The sequence below is a fragment of the Amycolatopsis sp. w19 genome (assembly GCF_051373225.1).
Classification (GTDB): Bacteria; Actinomycetota; Actinomycetes; order Mycobacteriales; family Pseudonocardiaceae; genus Amycolatopsis; species Amycolatopsis japonica.
The window spans coordinates 194,393-209,617 of sequence record NZ_JBPQFM010000015.1; the positions used below are offsets into that span (position 1 = coordinate 194,393).

At 68.1% G+C, this 15,225-nt stretch carries 14 protein-coding genes; 8 read left to right on the top strand and 6 right to left on the bottom strand.

Features of this window, described 5'->3' with window-relative positions; translation table 11 throughout:
* Window positions 1-11: 11 nt before the first annotated feature.
* Genes ACSMFO_RS27240 through ACSMFO_RS27250 form a run of 3 tightly spaced genes read right to left on the bottom strand, consistent with a single transcriptional unit; the run spans window position 12 to window position 3,217 of the window.
* Window positions 12-1,361, bottom strand: a complete 1,350-nt coding sequence (locus ACSMFO_RS27240; protein WP_350580822.1) for a WXG100 family type VII secretion target — start codon at window positions 1,359-1,361, stop codon at window positions 12-14.
* 18 nt (window positions 1,362-1,379) lie between these two features.
* Window positions 1,380-2,420 (bottom strand): hypothetical protein, encoded by a 1,041-nt coding sequence (locus tag ACSMFO_RS27245; RefSeq protein ID WP_436460986.1) that lies wholly within the window; start codon window positions 2,418-2,420, stop codon window positions 1,380-1,382.
* Between the two features lie 17 nt (window positions 2,421-2,437).
* Window positions 2,438-3,217 carry a WXG100 family type VII secretion target gene (locus ACSMFO_RS27250; RefSeq protein WP_037344800.1) on the bottom strand — a complete coding sequence of 260 codons (780 nt, stop codon included), beginning with the start codon at window positions 3,215-3,217 and terminating at the stop codon, window positions 2,438-2,440.
* A 152-nt stretch (window positions 3,218-3,369) separates the two neighbouring features.
* Between ACSMFO_RS27250 and eccCa the strand changes: the two genes are divergently transcribed.
* Window positions 3,370-7,311 carry a type VII secretion protein EccCa gene (gene eccCa, locus ACSMFO_RS27255; protein ID WP_436460987.1) on the top strand — a complete coding sequence of 1,314 codons (3,942 nt, stop codon included), beginning with the start codon at window positions 3,370-3,372 and terminating at the stop codon, window positions 7,309-7,311.
* A 535-nt stretch (window positions 7,312-7,846) separates the two neighbouring features.
* Window positions 7,847-8,884: a DUF222 domain-containing protein gene (locus ACSMFO_RS27260; protein ID WP_436460997.1), complete on the top strand. Its 1,038-nt coding sequence runs from the start codon at window positions 7,847-7,849 to the stop codon at window positions 8,882-8,884.
* Window positions 8,885-9,087: 203 nt separating this feature from the next.
* Here the strand turns inward: ACSMFO_RS27260 and ACSMFO_RS27265 are convergent, their stop codons facing one another.
* A complete protein-coding gene (locus ACSMFO_RS27265) occupies window positions 9,088-9,840 on the bottom strand; it encodes a hypothetical protein (protein ID WP_436460988.1) in 753 nt (250 codons plus the stop codon).
* Window positions 9,841-10,056: 216 nt separating this feature from the next.
* Here ACSMFO_RS27265 and ACSMFO_RS27270 point away from each other — a divergent pair, with 216 nt between their 5' ends.
* Complete coding sequence (locus ACSMFO_RS27270; protein WP_436460989.1) at window positions 10,057-10,473, top strand: neocarzinostatin apoprotein domain-containing protein; 417 nt, start codon at window positions 10,057-10,059, stop codon at window positions 10,471-10,473.
* On the opposite strand, the gene cpt is transcribed toward ACSMFO_RS27270, so the two are convergent.
* Window positions 10,460-10,987, bottom strand: coding sequence for a chloramphenicol phosphotransferase CPT (gene cpt / locus ACSMFO_RS27275; protein ID WP_436460990.1), 528 nt, complete (start codon window positions 10,985-10,987; stop codon window positions 10,460-10,462). The genes ACSMFO_RS27270 and cpt overlap by 14 nt on opposite strands.
* Before the next feature lie 183 nt (window positions 10,988-11,170).
* Between cpt and ACSMFO_RS27280 the strand changes: the two genes are divergently transcribed.
* Entirely contained in the window at window positions 11,171-11,869 is a 699-nt protein-coding gene (locus ACSMFO_RS27280; protein ID WP_436460998.1) for a S1 family peptidase, read from the top strand.
* 61 nt (window positions 11,870-11,930) lie between these two features.
* Here the strand turns inward: ACSMFO_RS27280 and ACSMFO_RS27285 are convergent, their stop codons facing one another.
* Window positions 11,931-12,920 carry a hypothetical protein gene (locus ACSMFO_RS27285; protein ID WP_436460991.1) on the bottom strand — a complete coding sequence of 330 codons (990 nt, stop codon included), beginning with the start codon at window positions 12,918-12,920 and terminating at the stop codon, window positions 11,931-11,933.
* A 194-nt stretch (window positions 12,921-13,114) separates the two neighbouring features.
* Here ACSMFO_RS27285 and ACSMFO_RS27290 point away from each other — a divergent pair, with 194 nt between their 5' ends.
* The 4 genes from ACSMFO_RS27290 to ACSMFO_RS27305 all read left to right on the top strand — a co-directional run.
* Window positions 13,115-13,456 carry a WXG100 family type VII secretion target gene (locus ACSMFO_RS27290; RefSeq protein ID WP_073848466.1) on the top strand — a complete coding sequence of 114 codons (342 nt, stop codon included), beginning with the start codon at window positions 13,115-13,117 and terminating at the stop codon, window positions 13,454-13,456.
* Window positions 13,457-13,477: 21 nt separating this feature from the next.
* Window positions 13,478-13,780 (top strand): hypothetical protein, encoded by a 303-nt coding sequence (locus tag ACSMFO_RS27295; protein ID WP_005155348.1) that lies wholly within the window; start codon window positions 13,478-13,480, stop codon window positions 13,778-13,780.
* A gap of 109 nt (window positions 13,781-13,889) precedes the next feature.
* A complete protein-coding gene (locus ACSMFO_RS27300; RefSeq protein WP_360089142.1) occupies window positions 13,890-14,294 on the top strand; it encodes a hypothetical protein in 405 nt (134 codons plus the stop codon).
* Window positions 14,291-15,225 (top strand): WXG100 family type VII secretion target (locus ACSMFO_RS27305; RefSeq protein WP_436460992.1); only part of this gene is annotated, 935 nt, incomplete at its 3' end. The genes ACSMFO_RS27300 and ACSMFO_RS27305, both read left to right, overlap by 4 nt.

Here is a 15,225-nt window from a genome sequence, read left to right on the forward strand (position 1 = left end):
GTTCATCCCCGTCACCACGTGCCCACGTAGGAGATCGCGTCGTCCCATGCCTCGCCGACGGCGTCCGCCGCCTGGCCGGCCGCGCCGCTCACCGCGTCGACGGCCGCGCCGCCGTACTCGCCGAAGGTGTCCGCGATCTTCGGCAGGTCGATGTCGATCTTCGCGCCGATCCCGGCACCGAGCCCGAGCGCGACACCCGCCTTGAAGTTGACCTTGATATGCCCGGCGTCGTAGACGGCCTGGCCGTCGAGCTGCGCGCCGAGTCCATATTGGAGGGTGCCGCTCGCACCGACACCCACGCCCGCCACGTCCGCCGCGAGCTCGCCTTCGATCTTGCCGCCCACGAAGGCGTTGGCGTGCACGCCGACCCCGTGCGCGCCCGCCTGCAGCGATCCGTTCACCTCACCGCCGACGAACGCCGTCCCCTTGGCGCTGGCCGAAGCGACGCCCCATTCCTTCTTGCCTTCGAGTTCTTCCTTGAAGGCGGCCAATTCGGCGTGCCCGGACGCCTTGAAGTCCCAGCCCTGCGTGGAGATCTTGGCGTCCCACCCCGGGGTGAAGCCGTCCTGCTCCTGCTTCCACTTGGCGTAGGTGATCTCGGTGTTGCCCCAGGCCTTTTCGCCCAGGCTCTCCGGCTTCGGCCTGCCGAACGGGGTGTCGCCCGCCCGCGGCGCGCGCGTGCCTTCGAGGCCGTCCCAGGTGAGCTTCTTCCAGCCGGAATTGCCGAACCACGAAGGATGCGAACGCGGGCGCTTGCGGCCGTCGAGTGCTTCGCCGTTGAGCCAGTACAACGGGCCGCGGCCCCATTTGCCGAGTTCGTGCTCGATCCGGCCGGTGCCCTCCGGCGGGAACAGCCGCGCGAGTTCCTCGCTCAGCTCGTCGGCGATCTCCTGTGCCGCCTGCGCGGCGCGTTCGCCGAGCTGGCGCGCGGCGGAGATGAAGGCGTTGACCGCGTTCGCGTTCGCCGTCCGCGCCTGGCTGGTGAGCTGCGCGGCGTACTGGTCGAACTGCGCGAGGATCGAGTCCACACAGGACTTCGCGCCCTGCAGCGCCTGCGCGCCCGCCCGTAGCCGGTTCGACTGGTCGCTCAGTTTCGCGCCGAGCTCGCCGAGTTCCTGGCACAGTTTCGTGGCGGAGACGGAGAACGCCGTGTAGGCGTCGCCTTCCCAAGACGCGTTGAGCGCCTTCGACGCCTTGCCGATCTCGTCCGCCCGGCCGGAAACCGTCGACGCCCGGTCGCCGCACCGCTGACCGGCCGCGGTCAGCGCCGAGGGGTCACCGGTGACCCGCCGCTGGTACTCGACCACGAGCCGCCGGTAATTCGACAGGATCGAGCTGACGACGCCCGAAGCGTCGACCACACCGCTCCCCCACACGGTTTACCTGCCCTTCGCCGGTGAGTCCGCGCCTGCGTCGATGTCGATGTGCTGCTCGAAGTGCTTGCCGCCGTAGTTCATGTCGATGTCGATATCGATGTCCTGACCACCCGGCGCCTGCACGGTGGACTTGCCGGTGCTCAGGTCGGTGGTGATGGTGACGGTGTTCCCGTTGCCCGCACCCGCGCCCGGGAACGAGCCCGACGAACCCGCACCGCCGCCCGAGGGTCTGTCCACCGGGATCCAGGCGTCGGCGCCACCCGGCCAGTTGCCCTGGGATCCGTTGCCGCCCAACGCCGGTGGCCGGTACTGGGTGAACGGCGGCGTCTCGCCCGGCGTCGAACCACCGCCCGCGCCGCCACCGGAACCACCGATCGCGGCCTGTCCCGAACCGCTGGCGACCGAACCCGGGGCCTGCGGGTTGGTGACCGGGGTGCCGGAGACCGCCGAGTTGCCCGCCGCGCCGTTGTCACCGGCGTCGTTGTGCCCGAACAGTTTCTGGACCTCGCCGATGATGGTGGCGATCTGGGTGATCTGGTTGGCGAGGTCGACCACGCCGAGCGCCTTCAGCAGCGCGCCGATCGCGGTGATGAACGCGCGCAGCGAAGCACTGGTGGCGGTGGAAAGCGCGACCGCGGCGCCGTAGGTCCACGGATTCGACATCAGGCCGGCGACCGTCGGGTTCACCGCCGAGACCACCGCCTTGTACGCGGTCTGTGCGGTCTTGATCAGCGTCCCGGCGATGCCGAGCAGTTCGGCACCCTTCTGCACGACCTGGATGATCTTGGTCAGCGAGTTCAGGGAGTCGGTGATCTTCTTCAGCGCGGAGTCCGACGCGCCGCCGGACCAGATCTTGCCCAGCTGCTCGGCGGCCTTCGTCACCTCGTTGTACATGGTGAGGAACTCGTTGGCCTTCTTGAGCACCTCGAGCACGTGCTTCGCGATCTGCTCCGGCTGGCCGGTGAGGATCTGCGGCAGGATGGTGATCGGCCCGCCCGAGCCCGCCGTCGCGTCCATCGCGCTGGAATTGGGGTAAGTCAGCATGTCACTCCTCCCGGAAGTCAGACGGAAGCCGGGCGGTAGACGCTGACCTTCGCCAGGCCGTTGATGTCCGCTTCGACGAGTCCGTGGTTGTAGAGCAGCCCGCCTTCTCCGGCGATGGCGATGATCGGCTTGCTGTCGGAGAACAGGAGCGGTTCGACCACGACGACGTCGCCGCTGTGCACACCGCCCGGCACGTCGCCGAAGTTGCGAGCCGTACCCGCGTAGACCTCGATGACCCCGACCCGCGCCTGGTTGTCGGCGTCACCGGCCAGCCAGTCGTTGAAGTCCGAGACGCCGTGGAACCGCGTGTCGGTGATCGGGTGGTCGCCGAGCTGTCCCAGCCGCGCGTCCTCCAGGTAGCGCAGCACGTTGCCGACCGAAGACGGCTCGCCGTTGGCGCCGGCGCTGTCGTTGATGGCCAGTGTCGCCAGCTCGGAGGCGTGCGAGTTCCCCCAGATCGACGAAGACGTCGATCCGGCACCGCCGCCGGGGCGGCCGCCGTAGCCGCCCGCGACCGCCTCGTCGGCGGCCTGGTACGCGTCGGCGCTGCTCTTGATGAAGCCGTTGATCTGCTGCAGCAGCTGGAGCAGGGTGCGGACCGCGACCACCTGCTGGCTCTGCATCGCCGTGTTGGCCGCCGCCACCGCGCTGCCGAACGTGGCGAACGACATCGGCTGCAGGACGGTGCGTTCGAGGTCGGCGACGACGTTGATGCCCTGCATGATGATGCCGCCCAGGTTCCCGACCGCCGAGCGCATGGCCTCGGGCTCCGCCCGGTACTCGCCCGTGCCGACCATGGCTCTCCTTCTCTCGTTCCCCCACGTCTGCGTGACCAGCAGCGTAAGTTCGCCACCAGACGTGAGCGGACGGCAAAAGTACCCACCGCAAGGGCGGCACGAGTGGCCAGAATGATCGGCAGGATTACCCACAAGCGGCCAGAAAGACCCTGATGAGCGCCACTCGCGACCGCCTGCCGGCCCTGGGCGAGCAGCCCGGTGAGATCGTCCTGCAGTCCCCGCCGATGCTGCCGAAGGGCTCCTCCGGCGGAGCCATGCAGCTGCTGATGTTCATGCCGATGATGCTGGGCATGGGCGCCATGTCGTTCGTCTACATCGGACGCGACGGCGGGGTGATGACCTACATCTTCGGCGCGTTGTTCCTCACCGCGATGGTGGGCATGGTGGTGATGTCGCTCGGCCGCGGCGGCGCGCAGAAGAAGGCGCAGATCAACGAGGAACGCCGGGACTACCAGCGGTATCTGACCGGTTTGCGCGGCCAGGTCCGCGAAATCGCGGACAACCAGCGGGCGGCGATGGCCGCGTTGCAGCCCGACCCGGCGGATCTGTGGGCGTACATCGAGACCGGGAAGCTGTGGGATCGCCGCAAATCCGATCCGCAGTTCGGGCAGGTGCGCGTCGGGACTGGGCCGCAGCGGCTGGCGACACCGCTGAAGGCACCGCAGACCGTGCCGCTGGAAGACCTCGACCCGGTGTGCTCGACGAACCTCAAGCACTTCATCCGCACCTACTCGACGGTGGACGGGCTCCCGGTCGCGATCTCGCTGCGGTCGTTCGCGCAGGTCAGCCTGTCCGGCCGCCGTCCGGACACCCTCGGCACGGCGCGGGCGCTGCTGACCCAGCTCGCGACCTTCCACTCGCCCGGTGACCTGCGGATCGCGTTGTGCGTCAAGGACGACAGGCTGCACGACTGGGAATGGGCGAAGTGGCTGCCGCATGTCGCCTCGACCGCGGCCGACGCCGCCGGCCCGCGACGGCTCGTCGACGCGGACTCCGGGAAGCTCGCCGATCTCCTCGGCCCCGACCTCGCCGACCGGCCCGCGTTCACCCGGCGGCCGGACGCCCGGCTGGACCTGCCGCACGTCGTCGTGATCGTCGACGGCGGGCACGTCCACGGCGACACCCGGCTCGTCGCCGAAGAAGGCAGGCTCGGCGTCACCGTGGTGGAGATCGGCACGGAGCAGCCGCGTTCGGTCTCGTCGGAACGGCTGCTGAGCCTGCACATGAGTCCCGATCAGCTCGGCATGGTCGTCGGCGACGGGACGGAGCAGCGGCTCGGGTTCCTCGGCAAGCCGGACACCTTGGACCGCGGGGCCGCCGAGGCGCTGTCCCGGATGCTGACGCCGCTGTTCCAGGGGGCGGCGGTGGTCAGCGAGGCGCCGATGTCGGCGACGTTCGGGCTGGCGGGGTTGCTCGGCATCGGCGATCCGCGCGACACCGACACCGCGGTCACCTGGGCGCCGCGTTCGGCGCGGGACCGGCTGCGGATCCCGTTGGGCGTCAACCCCGAAGGCAGGCCCGTCGACCTCGACCTCAAGGAGTCGGCGGAAGGCGGCATGGGGCCGCACGGTCTCGTCATCGGCGCGACCGGATCCGGCAAGAGCGAGCTGCTGCGGACGCTGGTCACCGCGCTCGCCGTCACGCATTCTTCGGAGAAGCTCAACCTCGCGCTGATCGACTTCAAGGGCGGCGCGACGTTCGCGGGGATGACCGGGCTGCCGCACACCTGCGCCGTCATCACCAACCTGTCCGACGACCTCGCGCTGGTCGACCGCATGGCGGACGCGCTGAACGGCGAACTGTTGCGGCGTCAGGAACTCCTGCACGCCGCCGGGAACTACGCGTCGGTGCGGGACTACGAAAAAGCCAGGGAATCGGGCGTCAACCTGCGGCCGCTGCCTTCGCTGCTGGTGATCATCGACGAATTCAGCGAGCTGCTGTCGTCGCGGCCGGAGTTCATCGACCTGTTCGTCGCGATCGGGCGGCTGGGCCGGAGTCTCGGGATCCATCTGCTGCTGGCTTCGCAGCGCCTGGAGGAAGGACGGCTGCGCGGGCTCGATTCGCATCTGTCGTACCGGATCGGCCTGCGGACCTTCTCCGCGTCGGAGAGCCGCGCGGTGCTCGGCGTCGCGGACGCCTACCAGCTGCCGCCCGTGCCGGGTTCGGCGTATCTGAAGTCCGACAACGACACCCTCATCCGGCTCAAGGCCGCGTACGTCTCGGGGGAACTGCCGCCGCGCAGCAAGATCGTGCGCAAGGACGGCCGGAGTCTCGGCCTGATGCCGTTCACGCTGGCGCCGGTCGAGATCCCGGTGACGGTCGAAGCCGAGGAGCCGGTCGAAAAGGGCACCGGCGAGACGATCATCGGCGCGATGATCTCGCGGATCGAAGGCAAAGGCCCGGAGGCGCACCAGATCTGGCTTCCGCCGCTGGCCGAACCGCCCACCCTGGACCAGCTGCTGCCGCCGCTCGGTGAAGACCCCGAACGCGGCCTGTGCCCGCTGGGCTGGGGCGGCAACGGCAAGCTGATGATCCCGGTCGCGTTGGTGGACAAGCCCTTCGAGCAGCGGCGCGACATGCTGTGGGCCGATTTCTCCGGCGCCGCCGGGCACGCGCTGATCGTCGGGGCGCCGCAGAGCGGCAAGAGCACGCTGATGCGCGACATCGCCGCGATGCTCGCGCTGACCCACACACCGGAAGAGGTCCAGCTGTTCGTGCTGGACATGGGTGGTGGCGCCCTGGCGCCGATCGCCGGGCTGCCCCACGTGTCCGGCTACGCGACGCGGCGCGACGCCCAGCGATGCCGCCGGGTGGTGGCGGAGCTGACGACCCTGCTCGAACAGCGCGAGGAGTTCTTCTCCGCCAACGGGATCGAGTCGATCACGACGTTCCGCCAGCGGCGCTCGGAGTTCCGGGAGAGCACGGAAGGCCGCGAATTCGGCGACGTCTTCCTGTTCGTGGACAACTGGACCACGATCCGCCAGGAATACGAGCAGCTGGAGGAACAGATCACCAGCCTCGCGTCACGCGGGCTCGGTTTCGGCATCCACGTCGTCGTCTCGATCAACCAGTGGATGGGCATGCGGGCGCCGTTGCGGGACGCGATCGGCACCAAGTTCGAACTGCGGCTCGGTGAGCCGGCGGACTCGCTGATCGACCGCAAGATCGCGCAGAACGTCCCGGCGGACCGGCCGGGGCGCGGGTTGACCGCGGACAAGCTGCACTTCCTCGCGGCGCTCCCGCGGATCGACTCGGACCAGCGGCCGGACACCGTCGGCGCCGGCGGGCTGGATCTGAACCGCCGGATTTCGGCGGCTTGGAAGGGTGCGGCGGCACCTTCCGTGCGGCTGCTGCCGCCGGAGGTCCCGCTCGACTCGCTGGAATCCGGGCCGCGCAAGCAGATCACGCTCGGCATCGCGGAATCGAACCTGCGGCCGGTGCACCTTGATTTCGCCACCGAACCGCATTTCCTGGCCTTCGGCGACGTGGAATCCGGCAAGAGTTCGCTCCTGCGCGCGATCGCTCAAGGCATCGTGTCGAAGTACTCCCCGGAAGAAGCGGCCATCGTGGTCGCCGACTACCGGCGCGGGATGCTGGGCGCGGTGCCGGATTCGCATCTGCTCGGCTACGCGGGTTCGGAAACCGTGCTGAGCGGGCTGATCGAGCAGTGCCAGCAGGCGATGCGGAACCGGCTGCCCGGCGCGGACGTCACCCCGGAGCAGTTGCGGAACCGGTCCTGGTGGCGCGGTCCAGAGCTGTTCGTGCTCGTCGACGACTACGAGATGGTCGCGACCGTCGGCCGGAACCCGTTGCAGCCGCTGCTGGAATTCCTGCCGCAGGCAAGGGACATCGGCCTCCACCTCGTCATCGCGCGCGGCAGTGGCGGCGCCGGACGGTCCCTGTTCGAACCCGTGCTGCAACGGATCCGGGAGCTGGGTTCGCCCGGCCTCGTGATGTCCGGCTCGCGGGACGAAGGAGCGCTGCTCGGCGACGTGAAGCCGGGACCGCAGCCCGCCGGGCGTGGTGTGCTGGTCTCGCGGCGGCATGGGACCGGGCTGGTGCAGGTGGCGTGGACGAAGCCGGTGGAGGACTGAGCGCCGCTCACAGCCGACCGGTACCGAACACACCTCGAGTGGGCGTTCGAGCAGCGCCTGGAGTTGCTTGCCGCGTGCGGTGAGGAACCGGTCGCGAGCCGGTAGGTCGCCGTCCACGGTGGCGACCTCGCTGTCACGACCGGACAGGGGGAGCTCGTCGATCAGCGTCAGTGCGCGGAGCTTCTGAACACCATGCGGGGCATGGACTTTGAGGCTTTCCGGCGGCCTGAGCTTGCCGCTCCGGACTGCCTTGTCGCTCATTGGCGGTTGCTTGCTTTTGTTAGGGGCTTAGGGATGCGTAGTCGGGTTTAAGTGAGTTGATTCGACACACCCGGAAGCCGGCTCGCGGATTCAGTGGTGGTCGAACTCATGTTCGAGTATGATCTTGGTCATGACCCAATCACTTGCTTTCAATCCGAAAGCCGCTCAGTTTCTCGATGCCGCCCACGACGAGGAGATCGTGCTTCGCCGCGCACAAGGCCGACAGGTGCGTTCGTTAGCCGGATTCGCCGCGGTGGGTGGCTCGCGAAGATCGGTGACCGAGGAGGTCGCTCTGGCCTTCTCGGTCTCTCGCAATCACGCTTTCCTGCTGGTCGAAACCGCGTGCGCGCTGGTTCGCCGGTTGCCGAACACGTTGCGAGCGTTGGAACTGGGCGACATCGATCTGTACAAGGCGTCGAAGGTCAGCCGGCTGACCCGCGAGGTCTCCGATGAGGTCGCTGCCCTGGTGGACGCTTTCATGGCCGGACGGCTCGCCGAGCGGGATCCCGGAGCGATCGGCAAATCGGTGAGTTACGCCGTGCAGAAGTTCGACCCCGACGGCTATCGGGAACGGGCCGCGAGAAAGCGCGCGTCGCGACATGTCTCGTTGAAACACGAGGACGACACCATGTCGACCCTCACCGGTTTCCTGCCTTCCGAAGTGGCCGGCTCGATCTACGCCTCGCTGGCCCGCGCCGCCCAAACCCGCCGCCAATCCGACAAGACCCGCACCCTCGACCAGCACCGGGCGGATATCTTCGCCGAACGGCTCCTCGCCGAGGACGGCCACGGCACACCCCGCGCGCACATCCACGTCTATGTCGACTTGCTGACCTTGACCGGTGCGCGGGAGGACCCCGCGACGCTGGCTGGTTACGGACCCATCCCGGGCTGGCTCACCCGGGAGATCGCCGCCGCCCCCGGCTCGACCTGGTCCCGGTTGATCACCGACCCCACCACCGGACAGCTCCTCGAAGCCAGCCCCGGCACCTACCGGCCCCCGGCCTCGCTGGCTCGTCTGATCAAGGCGCGGGACCGCGAATGCACCCACCCCGGCTGTCACCGCCCCGCCGAATTCTCCGAGATCGACCACATCACCACCTGGGCGCGGAACGGCGACACCGACCACCACAACTGCCACGCCGCCTGCAAGATCCACAACATGCTCAAAGAAGAACCCGGCTGGTCGGCAGAACCCACCGGCAACGGCGGCATGACCATCACCACCCCCACCGGCCGCCGCTACACCGCAGCCCCCGAGCCACTCCACGACCCGCGCCCGGAACCGGAGGACGAAACCCCGCCCTTCTAACCGGCGCAGACACACTCGGGGCTACCCGGACACGCTCCGGGCGGCGACACCGCCGCGCCCACACCCCGGGAGCACGCCGGACGGCCTCCCAACTACACACCAGGCGGCAACACCGGCACGCCCTCCGTCGTGAGCAAGGCCCGGAACGACCGTGCGTCTCTCCGCCACAAAGAACAGCGCCCAGCCACGACCCCGACGAACAACTACCCCTCAGGACAAGTACTGATACAACGCACCGCGATCGTGGTGCTCATCTCGTTGCCAGGCCCGGAGATCATGCCGGTCAGCAGCTTGTCCAGATCCTCCCGCACCCCACACCCCGAGAACGGCGGGATCTCGAAGCTGCTCGTGAGCACTGTCGGCGGCGCCGTGTCCTGCAGCCCGGTCAGCCCCTTGACCTTGATCGTCAGCGGAGCGGCCGTTTTGCAATGAGGCCCCAGATCGAGCACCTTGCCATCGACCTTGGTGTCGCTCAGGCGAAGGCCGAGGCTGAGCGTCAGGTCGATGATCACCGACAGGTACTTCTTGCCGTCCGGGAAAAGCCTGGGGGCCACCACACCCGCGTCGCCGGGGTTCTTCACCAATACCCCGTGTTGGTCGCCCTCGGAAACCAGGCTGACAGTGCTCGTCACCGGCATGAAGCGAAAAGCCACGAAATACGCGTTCACAGTGGGCGGCAAGGTGATCGAACCCGTCAGGGTTTCTTTCACCGAGTCGACAGTGCCGTCGAAGCGTCCCTCACCGGTAGCCAGTTGAGAGCCCAGCTTCGCAATGCGCGACACGGTATTCCGCACGAAATACGACGCCTTCAACCCCGCGGCCATGGTGGGCGCGTCCGCACGCGGAGCGTCGACCTCGCCCTGGGCGGCGGAAGCCGAGCTCAGCGAAAAGGCTCCCAGCGAGAGCACCACGCCGGCCGTGAGCAGCCGGAAGGCGCGTCGATTCGCCAGAGTCATAGGGCTCAAATCCTTCACAGCCAACGGAATCGAGGTAGCGAACCGCACCGTACTCGGCGCCGTTCGCGCAAGGCAATCCATACCCGCGCGCTTGTCATCCACCTCAGAAATCCGACGCACTCGATTGTGACGCGCGTGATAACGAATCGAAGGGGTTGACGCCTCTCGCATAACGACGGCAGGCTGGGAAAGCAAATCACGACACGAGGGGGAATTATGAAACTTTCGAGGCGCGCAATCACCACTGCGGTCACCACTGCGGTCACCGCGGCGATCGCCGTCGTCGGCCTGTCCGGCACGGCGACGGCCCAGACGCAAGCCTGGACGATGTCCGTGTCACCGTCGACGAATCTCGCCGCCGAGCAGACCGTGACCGTCACGGCCGGCGGTCTCGACGCCAACCGCCAGATCCTGCTGCTCGAATGCCCCACCGAGGACGGCAGCTGTTACATCATCGGATATCCGACAGCGGACGCCAACGGCGTCATCTCGACCACAGCCACGGTCTACCGGCATATGTCGTTCGACGACCGCGCTTACGATTGCAAGACCTTGAGCGGGGGTTGCTCGGTCGTCGGCAGCGATTTCTCCACGGGCGGCGAATTGGTCAAGGTGCAGCTCACCTTCCAATAGCGGAGGCGATCGCCCGGGCACAGGCCAGAGCCTCGTTCACTCCGGTGTCCACCTCGACGTCGTAGACCACACCCCGGTGCACGATCTCGGCCTGTGCCTCCGCCATTCCGGCGACCCGGTCCCCGCGCGCCGTCTCCCGCCCGGCGGCCACGGCACCGTCACACCGGACGCCGACCCAGAGCACTTCGAGCCCGTCCAACGCGTCGCGCCACCGCTGCTGCGACGCGGCACCACCCAGGAAAACGTCGTCGATGACGACCCTGGCCCCCGCCCGCACCATCGCCGCGACACCGGCCATCCACGCGTCTTCGAGCCGCCGGAAACCGGCTCCGACGCTCACCCCGCCGTCCCCGGCGAAGTCGATCCCCTCGTCGACCGCGGCGGGCATGGCGCCGATCAAGGTGTCCACGCCGAGGGTGAGCCAGGGGTCCGGCAGCACCGCTTGCAGGCACCTGGCGATCCCCGATTTGCCGGAACTGGAGCCGCCGTTCAACACGATCACCCTGGTCGTCACTCCGACAGCCTAAAGACGAACACTTTTCCAGCAAAACGGATACAACGGACGCGCCAATACATTCCTCACGGCGGTTACCGACTTCGGTAGGTTACTAAAACCCTTACCGCGACCTAACTTGGTGAAACCGTTTCGACTCGAAACGGCTTTCCCCGACGCAGGCCGAAGGGCGTATTCATGCGTATGTCCAAGATCGTCGCAACGGTGGCGGGCGCCGCCGCGGCGCTGACCCTTGCCGCCACCCCCGCCGCGAACGCGAGCCAGGACATCATCGGTGGCGGCACCGTGAGCTCCGCTCCGTGGGGCGCCCAGATCTACTGGGACGACGCCACCGCGTTCGGCGGCTTCAACTGCTCCGGCACGATCATCGCACCGCAATGGGTCCTCACCGCGAAGCACTGCCTCAACAAACCCGGAATGCACGTCAAGGTCGGCAACGTCAACCTGAACCAGGGCACCGAGGCCGACGTCGACCAGCAGAAGGCCGCCCCGAGCGGTGACATCGCCCTGCTGCACCTCACGACCGCGGTCAGCACGACGTACATGAAGCTCGGCTCCGCGAACCCGGCCAACGGCACCACGAACCAGATCTACGGCTGGGGCCGCACCCAGGGCAACAACCCGCCTTCGAGCGTCCTGAAGACGGCCAACGTCCGCATCACGGGCACCAGCAGCGACGCGTACGGCGGCCAGGCCATCGCCAGCGTCGGCATCAACGGTTCCGCCTGGCACGGCGACTCGGGCGGACCGCAGCTCGCGAACGGCGTCCAGGTCGGCGTCTGCTCGACCGGCAGCAACTCCGGCACGAACCCGCAGGGCACCCAGAACTACGCCAGTGTCGCGGCGAGCCGCAGCTGGATCCGCACCACCGCGGGGGTCTGAAACGACCGGCTGGCGCCGTTCGCTTGCGAACGGCGCCAGTCCAATGTGGACATACCGAGCGTCAGGCCAGTTGGTGCATCGGCCGCCGCGTCCGAAGCGACAGCGCCGAACCCGCCGCCACGACGGCGATGATCCCGGTGCCGGCGACCAGCGTCCAGAAGTCCGGGTGCACGATGGACTGTCCTCGCTGAGCCTGCCAAGTGAGCAGCACGAGCAGTCCCGCGAAGCCCACCGAAGCGGTCCGCACCAGGTTCCGCCGCACGAATTCCGATTCGAGCACCGGATACCGCCTGGCGAGTTTGAGCAGCCCGAAAGCGACCAGCGGCAGCACCTGGATCGCGTGGATGCCGAAGAAGTGCGGGATCCGCATGTCCCCGCCGACCGTGCTCCACCCCAGCACCGGCAGCCCCGGTCCGCCGTCGGGCACGCCGACCGCGTGGGCGCCGACGATCGACGGCCGTTCGCCGGCGCGGAACTGAGCCATTTGCTGTTCGTTCGGCCCGAACATGAGCAGCGCGATCCCGATCCCGGCGACCGACAACGCGGCACCCGCGCGCAACGCGGAATTCATCGCCCGGTCGGGAAGACGTTGGAACAGCAGGAGAATCGCGATGGCCGCCGTCGCAGCCCAGCCGGTGAAGGCGCCGTTCGCGACCATGTTGTTGATCCACTGGTCGACCGGGGTCTCCCGGTTGAAGTGCAGCGTCCGCCCGCGGACGGCGATCTGCCAGAACAGCAGCGCCATGTCCATGCCGAGGCCGACCGCGAACACCGTCCCCAGCCACCAGCCGAGCCGTTTGCCGCGGGTCAGCTGTCCGATCAGCCAGGCCAGCGTGACCGCGTAGAGCCCCACGGAAATCGTGAACTTGAGCGGTTTGAGCCAAATGGGCGCGTTGACGAGGCTGCGATCGTCGAAGACCAGGCCCCCGAGCGCGATGACGCCGAGTACCGCCATCGCCGCCGCCAAGATCATCAGCGGGCGATGCAGTACCGTCCTGGATCCCTTGTCCACCATGGATTCGAGCGTGCCGGGAAGCTCCGATCCGGACACTGGAGTACTCCCCCTGATCGGGGGTGGGGAAAACCCTACCGCCGACCTGTGGGTAATAGTGCCGTCACCGCGACCGGCAGTTGTGCCGTTTGACCGCACTCCCCTCTTTTCTAGCGTGTCCTTCACAAGAGCAGACAGGGCGTCCCCTGGTGCTCACCGGGATTTCCAGCGAGATGAGAGGAGGTGGCCCATCAATGACCGGTACGGGATATCAGGCAGACGCAGCTGCGATGGCGCGCGCCGTCCAGGGGTTCGAGGAAACCGCGTCGAACGCCAAGACCACGATGGCCAGCCTGGAGAGCGAGCTGACCCAGACCCTGCACAACTACAAGGGTGACCAGGCGGTCGCGTTCTGGGACCTGCAGCGCCGCCTGCAGGAGAAGATGACCATCGCCGTGAACGAGCTCAACACGATGTCGCGCCTCGTTCACGAGAGCAACCGGAACTACAACTCGGGTGACGAGCAGGTCCGGGAAAGCCTCACCGGGGTCAGCGGAACCGTCGACCAGACCGTGATCCACCGGCTGAACCCCTGATCCGCGAGAGGACCACCAATCATGGCTGACGTCGTCGAAATCAACTTCGCCGCGCTGCAGCACAGCTCGGCCTCGCTGGCCGCCAAGGCCAAGGCGCTCACCTCACAGCTCGAACAGCTGCACACCAACCTGCAGCCGATCACCCAGACCTGGTACGCCTCCGGCAGCTCCGCCGGTGAGGCCGCCCGTGCGTCTGAAACCCGCCTGCGCCAGGCCACCGCGGACATCGTGGCGATCATCGCGCAGTTCGGTGGCAAGGTCGGCGACGCCCACGATCTCCAGCACAGCCTGGAGAACCGCAACCAGGGCCTGTTCGCCGGCTGATCCCCAACCGTCGGCCGGCCGGTGCTTTCACCCCCCTCGGCACCGGCCGGCCGGCTTTGCGCGTAGTCGTCCCTTGTTGGCATGGCCGATTTCGAGAGAGCCGGGATCAATGCAAGACCAGTCGTACTACGTCCATCTGGAATCACTGAAGGACTTCGTGCGGGAACTGGAGACCCAGATCCACGCGATGTCCAAGCCGAACGACTTCCTGCTGACCCTGAGCGAACAGCCGTTGCTGTTCGGCGAGTTCGGGGAGGCGGGTTCACTCGGCAAGGCGCACCAGGCGGCCGTCGCCGAGATGCAGGGCCTGCTGGATCAGGTCAAGGGCGCGATCACGTTCGCGCAGGACGTCACGACGACCGTCGCCGACGGTTACGCGGCGGCCGACGATTCGGTGGCGGGCGACATGAACCACTCGAGCCAGCAGACCGGGCTGCTCGATCCGCTGCTCAACGTCCTCGGGGGCGTGCTGGGCGGTAACAGCGGCTCGAACGGCGGGGGGAACAAGGGATGACCGACACCGCTCACACGAACTTCGCCGCGTATTCGCACCAGCAGCTCTACGCGATGCTTCAGGCGGGCGACCCCAACACGGCCCGCCACGCGGCCCACAAATGGCAGTCCACCGGCTCCGGGCTGTTCGAACAGGCCGAGAACCTGACCGGCGAGCTGAAGGACTTCTCCACCAGCTGGACCGGCGGAGCGGCCGACAAGTACCACACGATGATCACCGACCTCGTCGGCGGAATCCGCAAGGTCGCCCAGACCGCGAACGCGATGAACCACCTCCTCGAGGACGCGGCGGACGCGCTGGTGAAGGCCAAGAAGGAGATGCCGCCGCCGGTCGCGGTGCCGGACGTCTCCCCCGCCGATCTCGCGCTGGCCGTCAATCCGCCGCTCCTGCCGCCGGATTCGTCGCAGGCGACGATCATCAACGCCGCCCAGCAGCGTCAGCAGGCCATCGCGAACGTCGAAGCGCAGCAGCAGGCGGCGGGCGCGGCCAGCGCGGCGCACAGCAAGGCGATCGTGGTGATGACCCAGCTCGCGGGCGAGTACTCCACGGCCGAGGAGTCGATTCCGGCCTCGCCGAACGCCGTCGCCCCGCCTCCGGTCACCGGTGGCGGCACGGCCCCTGGCGGCTCGATCGGCAACAACATCGGCGGGACGCCGAACGTCGGCGTCGTTCCCGGCGACAACACGCATCCGCTGCCCTCGGACGGCTCCACGCCGCCCACCGCCGGGCAGCCCGGCCAGCCGCCCAAGTCGAACCCGTTGTTCGGCGACATGTTCACCGCCGGTCTCGCCGCGGCCTCGGCCGCCGCGTTCGGCCGGTTCGGCTCGATCATGCCGCGGGTGCCCGCGTGGGCGAACGGCAAGAACGACAAGGACAAGAACGGCGAGCCCGCGGGCGGCGGCGCCGGTGCGGCGGGCGCGACCGCGGGTGG

Bases quoted from the DNA above. Each gene is read 5' to 3' on its own strand.
- ACSMFO_RS27280 (WP_436460998.1), top strand. From the start codon at position 11,171: ATGTCCAAGATCGTCGCAACGGTGGCGGGCGCCGCCGCGGCGCTGACC.
- ACSMFO_RS27295 (WP_005155348.1), top strand. From the start codon at position 13,478: ATGGCTGACGTCGTCGAAATCAACTTCGCCGCGCTGCAGCACAGCTCG.
- ACSMFO_RS27270 (WP_436460989.1), top strand. From the start codon at position 10,057: ATGAAACTTTCGAGGCGCGCAATCACCACTGCGGTCACCACTGCGGTC.
- eccCa (WP_436460987.1), top strand. From the start codon at position 3,370: ATGAGCGCCACTCGCGACCGCCTGCCGGCCCTGGGCGAGCAGCCCGGT.
- ACSMFO_RS27300 (WP_360089142.1), top strand. From the start codon at position 13,890: ATGCAAGACCAGTCGTACTACGTCCATCTGGAATCACTGAAGGACTTC.
- ACSMFO_RS27250 (WP_037344800.1), bottom strand. From the start codon at position 3,217: ATGGTCGGCACGGGCGAGTACCGGGCGGAGCCCGAGGCCATGCGCTCG.
- ACSMFO_RS27245 (WP_436460986.1), bottom strand. From the start codon at position 2,420: ATGCTGACTTACCCCAATTCCAGCGCGATGGACGCGACGGCGGGCTCG.
- ACSMFO_RS27265 (WP_436460988.1), bottom strand. From the start codon at position 9,840: ATGACTCTGGCGAATCGACGCGCCTTCCGGCTGCTCACGGCCGGCGTG.
- ACSMFO_RS27290 (WP_073848466.1), top strand. From the start codon at position 13,115: ATGACCGGTACGGGATATCAGGCAGACGCAGCTGCGATGGCGCGCGCC.